This window comes from Spirosoma aureum, from assembly GCF_011604685.1.
Lineage (GTDB): Bacteria > Bacteroidota > Bacteroidia > Cytophagales > Spirosomataceae > Spirosoma > Spirosoma aureum.
In genome coordinates this window covers 2,224,209-2,234,700 of sequence record NZ_CP050063.1, presented here as the reverse complement: position 1 = coordinate 2,234,700, position 10,492 = coordinate 2,224,209, and the positions used below count along the sequence as shown (strand labels likewise).

General features: G+C 46.9%; 9 protein-coding genes and 1 tRNA gene. 7 read left to right on the top strand and 3 right to left on the bottom strand.

What is annotated here, in order from left to right; translation table 11 throughout:
• Positions 1–50 precede the first annotated feature (50 nt).
• The gene (locus G8759_RS36160; RefSeq protein ID WP_262890653.1) at positions 51–182 is read left to right on the top strand and encodes a hypothetical protein; all 132 of its coding nucleotides are present in this window, start codon (positions 51–53) and stop codon (positions 180–182) included.
• Positions 183–253: 71 nt separating this feature from the next.
• Positions 254–667, top strand: coding sequence for a globin domain-containing protein (locus tag G8759_RS08910; RefSeq protein ID WP_232074184.1), 414 nt, complete (start codon positions 254–256; stop codon positions 665–667).
• Positions 668–679: 12 nt separating this feature from the next.
• Here G8759_RS08910 and G8759_RS08905 read toward each other — a convergent pair whose 3' ends face one another.
• A complete protein-coding gene (locus G8759_RS08905) occupies positions 680–2,371 on the bottom strand; it encodes an AMP-binding protein (RefSeq protein ID WP_167207127.1) in 1,692 nt (563 codons plus the stop codon).
• 337 nt (positions 2,372–2,708) lie between these two features.
• On the opposite strand from G8759_RS08905, the gene G8759_RS08900 reads away from it, so the two are divergent.
• Complete coding sequence (locus G8759_RS08900) at positions 2,709–3,983, top strand: thioredoxin family protein (protein WP_167207126.1); 1,275 nt, start codon at positions 2,709–2,711, stop codon at positions 3,981–3,983.
• A 52-nt stretch (positions 3,984–4,035) separates the two neighbouring features.
• Here the strand turns inward: G8759_RS08900 and G8759_RS08895 are convergent, their stop codons facing one another.
• Positions 4,036–5,094, bottom strand: a complete 1,059-nt coding sequence (locus tag G8759_RS08895) for a PA0069 family radical SAM protein (protein WP_167207124.1) — start codon at positions 5,092–5,094, stop codon at positions 4,036–4,038.
• A gap of 154 nt (positions 5,095–5,248) precedes the next feature.
• Here G8759_RS08895 and G8759_RS08890 point away from each other — a divergent pair, with 154 nt between their 5' ends.
• A complete protein-coding gene (locus G8759_RS08890) occupies positions 5,249–6,034 on the top strand; it encodes a DUF3667 domain-containing protein (protein ID WP_167207122.1) in 786 nt (261 codons plus the stop codon).
• Positions 6,035–6,112: 78 nt separating this feature from the next.
• Here G8759_RS08890 and G8759_RS08885 read toward each other — a convergent pair whose 3' ends face one another.
• Positions 6,113–8,104 (bottom strand): ABC-F family ATP-binding cassette domain-containing protein, encoded by a 1,992-nt coding sequence (locus tag G8759_RS08885; RefSeq protein WP_167207120.1) that lies wholly within the window; start codon positions 8,102–8,104, stop codon positions 6,113–6,115.
• 125 nt (positions 8,105–8,229) lie between these two features.
• On the opposite strand from G8759_RS08885, the gene G8759_RS08880 reads away from it, so the two are divergent.
• The 3 genes from G8759_RS08880 (at position 8,230) to G8759_RS08870 (ending at position 10,395) form a co-directional block, all read left to right on the top strand.
• Positions 8,230–8,305, top strand: a tRNA-Thr gene (locus G8759_RS08880).
• 156 nt (positions 8,306–8,461) lie between these two features.
• Positions 8,462–9,472, top strand: coding sequence for a bile acid:sodium symporter family protein (locus G8759_RS08875; RefSeq protein ID WP_167207118.1), 1,011 nt, complete (start codon positions 8,462–8,464; stop codon positions 9,470–9,472).
• Between the two features lie 530 nt (positions 9,473–10,002).
• Positions 10,003–10,395 carry a hypothetical protein gene (locus tag G8759_RS08870; RefSeq protein ID WP_167207116.1) on the top strand — a complete coding sequence of 131 codons (393 nt, stop codon included), beginning with the start codon at positions 10,003–10,005 and terminating at the stop codon, positions 10,393–10,395.
• Positions 10,396–10,492 lie beyond the last annotated feature (97 nt).

Sequence of the window (10,492 nt, the reverse complement as noted above, 5' to 3'; positions counted from 1 at the left end):
CTGACATAATCAGGGCTAAAATACTGGTAAATATTTCGCGCTCAGCCGATATGAACAATTTTTCAATCCTGAATCGTAGCGAACAGGCCACGAATGCCGCAAACGGACTCACGAATTGTTTGCAGGCCACTACCGATAGACCCACAACGGTTGGTACCCCAAAACTGACGATTCGTGACTAAAAAATTGGTTACCGGGGCGGATCATCGGTCTTTTATAGTGCGAAATCGCAACCTATATATATACCTAATCGATGAGAACGAAAATGACACCCCAGCAATTTATAGTTGTTAAGCAGAGCTGGAGGCTCCTTCGGGCTATTAACCCAGCTTTACTGGGAGAAGTGTTTTACGGGCAGTTATTTATGCGCTATCCCGCGTTGCGGCCCTTGTTCCCCGGCAAAATGGAAAGTCAATACCAAAAACTAGTTGATATGCTCAGCCTGATCATCACTCGTCTTGACCGCGAAACGGTAACCGAAGAAATTGCCCTGTTAGCCCAGCGCCACAAAGGCTATGGTGTTAAGTCCGAACATTTTGACGCGGTAGGACAATCTCTTTTATGGACGCTGGAACAAGGCTTAGGAAGAGACTGGAACGATACTGTTCGAACAGCCTGGGAAGCCTGCTACACGGATCTTCGTAACGCCATGCTGGAGAAAATGTAGCTCCTTCCCGATTTATTCTTCCCAGACTACCACTTCTTCCCGGCTAAACCAGGGTTCATAGTAGGTGCCGTAGTGGGCATCAATAATGTTACGTTTCATTTTCATGGTGGGCGTCATCAGATTATTTTCAACGGTCCAGGGTTCTTTTACAACAATGAGTTTCCTGACTCTTTCGTAGGTATGCACCCGCTGATTCAAGCCTGTAAGCGTTTTTTCCAGACTTTGCGTTATCGTCGGCCGATCTGTTTTTCGGGCGGCCTCCGAAAGAACAACCAGCGCTATCGGTTGCGGCAACTGCTGTCCCGTTACGCAGATCTGTTCGATGTTGTTATTATCAGCAAAGCCAAATTCAATCTGCGCAGGCGCAATGTATTCCCCTTTGGGACTCTTATACATTTCCTTAACCCGGCCGGTGATTTTCAGAAAACCATCCTCATCCAACTCACCCACATCGCCCGTATACAGCCAACCATCCTTCAGGGTTGCTGCCGTCAGGGCTGGTTCCCGATAATAACCGACCATATTCCACCGCGAACGTGTCATGATCTCACCAGTAATAGGGTCGGTACGCACCTCCATCCCCTCATTCACGCGTCCTACGGTCCCGTCTTTAATCTGGTCAGGAGGCATCATCGATACCGCCCCCAGGTTTTCGGTCATGCCATAAGCTTCCTGGATATGAATACCTAATCGCCGAAACCACAGGAGCAACGAGAGTGGCATGGGCGCAGCACCTGTTAGAATTATTTTTGCATCATCGAGGCCAATGCCCTTTCGAATCTTACGGGCAACAATGCCCGACAGAATTGGTATACGTAAGATCCAGTCTAATTTTTTCTGTGGCATCTTAGCCAGAACGCCCATCTGGAAACGTGTCCAGATTCGGGGTACGGCCAGAAAATGAGTCGGACGGGCAATCGCCAGATTTCGGGCAAAGGTTTCCAGCGATTCTGCAAAATATACGGTTCCGCCGGTAGCGATGCTGGTCGCTTCAACTATATTCCGCTCGGCAATATGGCATAACGGCAGGTACGAGAAAAAACGTGTTTCGGGTAGATCATGAGCCATCTGGCGATGGGTTTTATCGATTGCCTGCACCATGGCATTGTAGGTAATCATAACCCCTTTCGGATTGCCAGTTGTGCCAGATGTGTAGATAATCGTAAATAAATCCGCCAATGCCGGCACCGGATTGCTTTTCATGGGCGCATAATTCGCCATGACATCATTCCATTGAGTAGCTTCGCTATCGACTGACGGCTTGTCCGGTGAATAGGATGGAAAAGCAATTTTATGGACGTTATCATCAACACCAGTTTTCATAGACGCCCAATCGTCCAGTTTGCCAACAAACAAGACCTTGCATTCGCTGTGGTCAAGCACCTGCCCTAATTGCGGGCCGGTCAATGTCGGATAAAAAGGCACTGATACGTGTCCACTCATCAGAATCGCCATATCGGCGATAAGCCAATGTGCACAATTCTTGGAAACGAGTCCTATATTACTCCTGGGCGGCAAACCGAGCGAGTTCAGATAGGTGGACATTATCCGTACCTGCCGACCGGCTTCTCCCCAGGTAATATCGATAAAATGATCACCTACCGGTTGGCGCAGAAAGACTTTATAGGGCTGTGATCGTTCCCATTCATAGAAGAAATGTACAAGCGTTTTGTAGGGCTGGTCTTGAAGTACAGTTGTTTCCATGACGTGTTGAAAAAATCAATCAAATATAACTTTATTAGAAATAGTAAAACATTTTCCAATAAAATACCAACTATGGACTGAGCTTCGATCTTTTTCTGAAGCTATACACTGATTGGGAGCTAATCGAACAGACAGGCATCACTTTTGCAGAGTCAGGAGAAATTGATATACTTACTATCATTGGATTTTCGCCAAAAGCCGTGCCACCGCAACCGCGAACGGTGGTTTGATTTAGCCTGATAGGTAACCGGGCACGGCTTTTGGCGAAAGGCCTGTATCAATAGCTAGTTTAGCTCTGTAAAAACCTGTTCTGATTATTCATTTTACATTCCTGTTCATGGTACACCAATCCATACCACTTCACCGATTCTTCATCATTTGTTTTTGGGCAGCATGGCTCAGTTTCGGGAGTGCTTATAGTCAATCTGCCAAAGAAGTTCAGCCAGGGATTCGCTTTCTGAATGGAACCTTTCAGCAGGCGGTTGCCGCTGCCAAAACGGCTCATAAGCCTTTATTTATAGAAATCTATCTGACCGGTTGCCCGCACTGCGAAGCGCTGGCTCCAATTTTAACTGAAAAGCAGGTAGGTGATTTTTTCAATCCTAATTTTATCAGCTGGAAAGCAGAAGCCAATTCTCCGGAATCGAAAATTGTACAAAAAGAAAAAGGCCTTACATACCCCGAGTTTCCCGTTTTGCTTTTTCTGGATATGAATGGCAAACTTATGCACGTTGCAATGCCCGCCGAACGTCCTACTAAAGCAGAGTTTATTGATGAAGTAATTCAACACGGTCGAACAGCCCTCGATCCGAAGCAAAATACATCGGGTTATGCGGCACGATTTCAGGCAGGTGACCGCGATCTGGGCTTTCTGACCAACTTTGGCAAATACACCAAAACAACCAAAGACACAGCCCAATTACATCAGGTGAACGATGCGCTGGCTAAGCTGCTGGTTCTACCACAGGATATTACAAGCCAGGCTGGTTTCTATGTTCTGCAACGGCTCACCGACGATATCGACAATCCACTGGCAACCTATTTCTTTGGTCATCTCACCGAATTTTCAGCGAAATATCCGGCGAAGGACGTAAAAGAAGCGGGCGAAGGCATTATTTTCCGAGCCTTATACGGCGCAAAGGGTGATAGTTATTCGGCTGCCAAGGTTATCCAGATGCGGGAATATATGGTTGGATTAGGCGTACCCGCCACCGAAGCCTCAGCCCGTACGTTGCTAAAAGAACTGGATGCTCATTTACGAGCCCGAAATACGGCGGCTGCCGTCCAGCGCTTCAATGAGTACCGAAAACAGTCACCCCGAATCAGCCTGGCCGATTATGCCTACCTGATGCACTATTTCAACGAGAAAGCTACCGACGATTCCTACCTTCCCCTGATGCCTGTTTGGGCAACTGATGGTATCAAACTGGTCATGCCTGCCCAACAAAATACCCAACAGGTAGCTGACCTGTATTATGAACTAGCCCTAGCTTATCAGAAAATGGGCCAGAAATCCGAAGCGCGGAGTAATGCTCAGAAAGGGTTAAGCATTGCCCGGATTGCAAAGCTGGACACAAAACGTTACGAAGCACAAGTCGCGAAATTGAAGTAAAAAAGGAGGACGGAAGAGTTGTGGCAATTCGTAATGAGTGCCCGAATACGAATTACTCAAACAAATTAATCTGGCCGGCTGGTCGAAATAAAGTCGTCGTCAGTTGGGGTGGTCTGCGTCCGGCAAGGTACTTCTGGCAGGCAATTCGATGCAGTTGCGCAATGTGTTGTGCATATTGCCCTTCACCCGACATACGTACACTGAAGCGTGAATCGTTGAGCTGCCCTCCGTGACAATCAGCAATCTGATTGAGAATACGATCGGCACGATCGGGAAAAGTCTGTTTGACCCAATCTGTAAACAACGGCCCAAGTGCCCCATTAAGCCGCACAACTGTATAAGCAGCCCAACAAGCACCCCGTTCAGCCGCCTGCTCCACAAGCTTAGGTATCTCATGATCGTTTAGGCTGGGAATAATCGGTGCGGTCATAACGCCCACGGGTATCCCCGATTTATGCAACGTATTCAGTGTACGCATCCGCTGCGAACCGGTAACTGTACGCGGTTCCATCAATAGGCGCAGGTCTTCATTTAGCGTTGTAATCGATATGGCTACACTGATCAGATTCAGTTCAGCAAGCGGCTTCAGAATATCCAGATCGCGAAGAATCAGGGCATTTTTAGTAATGATCGACACCGGATTTCGGTAGTGCAAACAAAGTTGAAGCATCTGCCGAGTCAACTGATAAGCCCGTTCAGCGGGCTGATAACAGTCCGTATTTCCCGAAAAATGGATCACTACTGGCTTATACGAACGGGCCTGAAATTGTTTTTCGAGCAGCTTAGGTGCGTTTTTTTTCACCATTATTTTGCTTTCAAAATCCAATCCGGCCGAAAAACCCCAGTATTCATGCGTTGGGCGGGCATAGCAATATATGCAACCGTGTTCGCACCCCTGGTACGGATTTATTGAAGCAACAAAGCCAATATCCGGGCTTTTAGGGCGGCTAATAATTTGCTTCGGGGTTTCCTCAAAAAACGTCGTTTTGAGAACAGATTTAGGCAAATCGTCGTCTATCCAGCTTAGCTCATCCGGCTCATACTGGTGAGTTGAAAATGAATTTGCTGTATTGAACTGCGCTCCTCGCCCCTTTTTGTAGTCGCCCTTCATAATACAAATAAAATATAATTATATTATAGATATACTATATAGATAAAATTTTATTTGTTTCATCGTCATCAATGAGAACAGTGGGGAATTGACTAACTCATTAATTTAGCCCAGATTGCAGAAAACTAGGAGCTTATAAGCCAACCTGTCATGCATGGAGAAGTGCCCAAATTGCTCGACTGATCTGGAAAATCATTTTATCCATTGTCCAACCTGTGGTCAGACGGCGCATTTGCCCCGCTTTAAGCTTCTACATATTCTCGACGAGTTTTTTCAGGCCATTTTCAGCGTTGATAAAAGTGTTCTCTCGCTGATCAAAAATCTGACGATTCAGCCGGGTGTTACGGCCCGAGAATACATACTGGAGAAGAAGCGTAAAAAGTACTTTAATCCGTTCTCGTTTCTCTTACTGGTGCTGGGGCTCAATTTATCCGTCAATATTCTGATAAAACCCTATACGATCAATTATCCGGATAAGCGACAAACGACGCAACAGCTAAAGCCAACTGTCACTAAAGAGCGATTACCTTATGTGATGCGCCGTCGGCAGGCCGTGCTTTTCATCGAAGAAAACATCAACATCGTTGGTCTAGCCGCCATACCACTTTTTGCATTCGTTTTCTGGCTCTATTTCCGAAGAACCGGCATCAACTATGCCGAGCATTTAGTCGCTCAGGTTTTCTTTTCGAGTTTTTTCTCGCTATTCAGTATTGTTTTGACCTTAGCACTGGGACTGCTTTTCAGGGACTATTTACCTTATTTAAATAGGTCGTTACTGTTGTTTCAACTAATCTACTTAACGGTTGCCTATTACCAGTTCCTGAACTACCAAAAGCCAGTCAACTACCTTAAAACCAGCGCGGCTACCCTGCTGGCACTTATCAGTTGGGTAATTGTTTCCGGTGGCGCTTTCTTTTTATATGTGAGGTTCGGCGCTTAGTTCCACACGATATAAAGCAACAGCCGGAAAGTTGATCCTTCCGGCTGTTGTTGCATAAAACCAATATAAGTTAGCGGGTTACGCCAGTTTCTTTTCCCATTCTTCAGCTTCCAGCATGGCTAATTCCCATTCGTCCTGGAGTTGGTTGATTTGGGCAATTATGTGCCGATACTCGTCATTTTTGGCCTGCATCAGCTTATCGTCGCCATAAGTGGCTGGATTGGCAAGCTCGGTTTCAAGCCATTTTTTTCGATCTTCCAGCTGAGCAATTTTAGTTTCCGACTCCTGAGCCTGACGATTCAGATTCTTGAGCGTCTTCTGCCATTCTTTCCGTTCCTCCTCCGAAACCCGCCCATTGGTAGCTGACTTGCCATTTCCATTGAGCGCATGGCCGTTTGTAGCCGGTGCCGGACTGGCTACTGGCAGTGTTTTTGACGTGTCAACGGGTTGTTTCGTTGTTGGTAAGCCCTGCGCTTTGCGTTCTTCCTGCCACCACTCGTATTCGTCGTAGGTGCCAGGGTATTCTTTAATCTGTTCGTCTTCGATATACCAGATTTTGTTGGCAATCTGCGACACGAAATATCGGTCGTGTGAAACAACTACGTACGTACCTTCGTACTGCTGCAACGCCTGAATCAGAATGTTTACCGACTGCATATCAAGGTGGTTGGTCGGTTCGTCAAGCAGCAGGAAATTGGCTTGTGAGAGCAACACCTTTGCCAAAGCCACCCGCGATTTTTCGCCCCCCGACAGCACTTTGATTTTCTTGAAAACGTCATCGCCCGAAAACAGAAAGCATCCCAGTACACCACGCAGTTCGCCGTCCGATTTGGTTGGGTTTGCCTGCTTGAGTTCGTCCAGCATCGAATCCTCTACCCGTAGTGATTCAAGCTGGTGCTGGGCATAGAAACTAAACGAGACATTGTAGCCAAGAACCCGCTCTCCCTCAATGGGTTCTGAACCCGAAATGATCCGCAGCAGCGTTGACTTTCCGCGTCCATTTGCGCCAATCAAGGCAACTTTATCACCCCGTTCGAGCCGAGCGGTGGAATGGGTCAGAATTCGTTTTTCGCCGTAAGCTTTCGAAATATCATCTAAGTGCAAGATATGACGGCCCGGTTGCTGCGAGAAGTTAAATTTAAAGTTTACCCGGGCATTGCTGTCGATCACATCGTCGACAAGCTCCATCCGTTCGAGTTGTTTAACCCGGCTTTGTGCCTGTTTGGCCTTTGATGCCTTCGCTTTAAACCGTTCGATAAACCGCTCCGTTTGCCGGATTTTTGCCTGTTGGTTTTCAAAAGCGCCCTTCTGGATCTCATTTCGCAGCGCCTTTTCCTCCATATAATAGGAGTAGTCACCGGCATAATAATTTAATTTTGCACCCGATACTTCAACAATGGTATCGACCACATTATCAATAAATTCGCGGTCGTGAGAAACCACGATCACGGCTCCTTCGTAATTCTGAACGTATTTTTCGACCCATTGAATCGAGGGTAAGTCCAGGTGGTTGGTTGGCTCATCAAGCATCAGCAGCGACGGCTTTTGCAAGAGCAGTTTAGCGAGCATAACCCGCATTCGCCAGCCACCCGAAAACAACTTTAACGGTTTATGTAAATCGTCGGTCGAGAAGCCTAGCCCTTCCAGGATTTCTTCGGCTCTGGACTGAATCGTATAACCATCCAGAGCGTCGAACTCTTCCTGTACTTTACCCAGTTTATCGACCAGTTCATCGCGATAGTTGGTTTCCATTTCGTGGAGCAACTCGTCGATCTGTTTTTGCAATTCATTCTGACGGGCAAATGCCTGCATGGCTACCGACAGGATCGAATCATCCGTCTGATATGATAGCAGATCCTGGTTCAGGAAGCCGATTGTTACATCACCTGCTTTAGAAATAACACCCCCATCGGCCTGATATTCACCGTTGATAATACGGAGCAATGTCGACTTACCAGTACCATTCAGGCCAATCAGGCCGATTTTCTGGTTGGGTTTGATGTGGAGCGAGGCATTTTCATAGAGAGCCCGGCTACCCAAATAATACGAGAGGTTCGTAATGGAAATCATGCTGCAAATTTACCAAAAATAGAACGGATAGTTGCGTTATTAAATTCCGGCCTGTTATATTTGCACCCGATAAAAAAATGAATAATGTCAATTGGCAATAAATTATTCATTGTTCATTAAACATTGCCTCCTTAGCTCAGCTGGTAGAGCGACGCATTCGTAATGCGTAGGTCGCAGGTTCGAATCCCGTAGGAGGCTCCAGTTTCACAGAAAGGCTAATCAGTTTACGAGCGTAAAACCTCTAAATCAACTGATTAGCCTTTTTTCTTTATCCAGCCTTATTGAACTTTTTCCAGATAGGCAAAACGAAGTGGCTTGACAGAAACGAAACCGGCTTTAAGCCAGTTACCAATCTGTATGGCAAAAAATTCGTTAGGCACACTCCTGGCCCGCGTCGGGCTCGATTGGTTTATACTTGCTTTATTGGCAATGATCGGGCTGGCGAAGCTTTGGCCTGGCCCCGGCATTCAGGAAGGCCCGTTCTCGTTATCATCGCTCGCAAACTATGGCGTCTCGATGATCTTTTTTTTCTACGGTCTGCGCCTGAATTTCGATCAGCTACGAGCTGGCCTTCGTAATTACCGGCTTCACCTGGTCATTCACGTAACCACGTTTATTGTTTTTCCTGCGGTTGTCTTAACGGCACGATCGCTCCTGATGACGCCCGACACCGAGTTATTGTGGCTCGGCATCTTCTACGTCGCTGCGTTACCGTCTACGGTTTCGTCGTCGGTCGTGATGGTGTCGATCGCGGGGGGTAATATTCCGGCGGCTATTTTCAATGCCAGCATTTCCAGCCTGATCGGTGTATTTATTACGCCTGTCTGGATGAGTTTTCTGCTGACCAGCACAACTGGTCAATATGATCTGGCTGGTGTTATCTGGAAACTAACCTTACAGGTGATTGTACCCGTTATACTGGGTCTGTTGCTCAACCGTCGACTGGGATGGTTTGCCGAACGGAATAAGTTCTATCTACGGTATTTCGATCAGTTCACCATTTTGCTTATTGTATACACGGCCTTCTGCGAATCCTTTTCCCTCAACCTGTTCGCCAACTATTCGGTAAGCGATCTGCTCTGGCTGGCAGCTCTTCTGCTCGGGCTATTTTTTCTCATCTTCGGGCTTATCACCTTACTGAGCAAATCACTCAATTTTAGCCGTGAAGACCGCATCACGGCCTTATTCTGCGGATCAAAAAAATCGCTGGTGCAGGGCAGCGTAATGGCGAATGTTCTTTTCCCGGGCAATATAGCGGGTGTAGCCTTGCTCCCCATTATGATGTACCATGCGCTCCAACTCATTGTGGCCAGTATTATCGCACAGGCCATGGCACATCGAAAACGGCAGGAATCTAATCCTGTTTAGCGGAGTTTGATTCACAAAAAAGGGTGATTATCAGGACACGAATGGGAAATTACCCGTTGCTTTCCGGACAGCCAACAGCCTAAATTTACAGTACGGTAAACTTACCTATCCACACTATCTTTCATTTGTAATCTGATGTACGCTTAACGCATCACCCTGCTCAATAGGATTTTCTTCTATCTACACATCTCAAAACAGTGCTAAAAGCCTGTCTCGCTGCCGACCATCTGCTCCACCTATTGGGAGCAGATAGGCAAAAAATTATAAAGGCCATGATCAACCCTCCGAATACGCATACTAGAGCGGCAAGCCCGATCCAGCTTCCCAATACGATTGCCAATAAGTGAGGAAATAGCGTTTTGGCGAAGTATTTAAGTTGACCGACTATACCCAACAGGGATTCAGAAACGGCTTCGGGCGATTCAGCAATCTAAAAACGGCATTCATCCAGAAGTGCCTATAGGTCCATTAAACGCAGGGCCCTGATTAGCTTCTAAGAATCAGTAACGCACAAAAAACACTTACTGACCATGAAAAAGACAATCGCAGCCGCCCTTACTTTCTTCGCCCTTTCGACCGGTGTAACCCTGGCTCAACGCGTATATTCAAAACCTTTTGACAACCGTGCTCCTCAATACGGAGGCACTCGTTACGATAGAGACCAATATCAGGACGATCTGAAAATTGATCGTATCGACGCTATAGTCGGATTATCGCGTCGTCAGGAAAAGCAGTTGCATAAAATCGAAGATAATTACGATCGTATGATGACCACCTCTCGTCTGACACCCGACGGTCTTCGCCAGCTTCAGCTTCGTAAACGTCAGGACATGCTGGCCGTATTAACGTCGGCTCAACGCGACCGGTTATTTGCCCAACAACAATCCGGTCCTCGCAATGCGCCCTATGGTCGTCGCGGCTAGTTATAACCTTTAATTGATCACACGCCCATCCGATTAATTTGTTAATCTGATGGGCGTGTTTTATTACCGGCTAACCGCTAATTTTGGCATGGCCTCT

Bases quoted from the DNA above. Each gene is read 5' to 3' on its own strand.
- G8759_RS36160 (WP_262890653.1), top strand. From the start codon at position 51: ATGAACAATTTTTCAATCCTGAATCGTAGCGAACAGGCCACGAATGCC.
- G8759_RS08910 (WP_232074184.1), top strand. From the start codon at position 254: ATGAGAACGAAAATGACACCCCAGCAATTTATAGTTGTTAAGCAGAGC.
- G8759_RS08905 (WP_167207127.1), bottom strand. From the start codon at position 2,371: ATGGAAACAACTGTACTTCAAGACCAGCCCTACAAAACGCTTGTACAT.
- G8759_RS08900 (WP_167207126.1), top strand. From the start codon at position 2,709: ATGGTACACCAATCCATACCACTTCACCGATTCTTCATCATTTGTTTT.
- G8759_RS08895 (WP_167207124.1), bottom strand. From the start codon at position 5,094: ATGAAGGGCGACTACAAAAAGGGGCGAGGAGCGCAGTTCAATACAGCA.
- G8759_RS08890 (WP_167207122.1), top strand. From the start codon at position 5,249: ATGGAGAAGTGCCCAAATTGCTCGACTGATCTGGAAAATCATTTTATC.
- G8759_RS08885 (WP_167207120.1), bottom strand. From the start codon at position 8,104: ATGATTTCCATTACGAACCTCTCGTATTATTTGGGTAGCCGGGCTCTC.
- G8759_RS08875 (WP_167207118.1), top strand. From the start codon at position 8,462: ATGGCAAAAAATTCGTTAGGCACACTCCTGGCCCGCGTCGGGCTCGAT.
- G8759_RS08870 (WP_167207116.1), top strand. From the start codon at position 10,003: ATGAAAAAGACAATCGCAGCCGCCCTTACTTTCTTCGCCCTTTCGACC.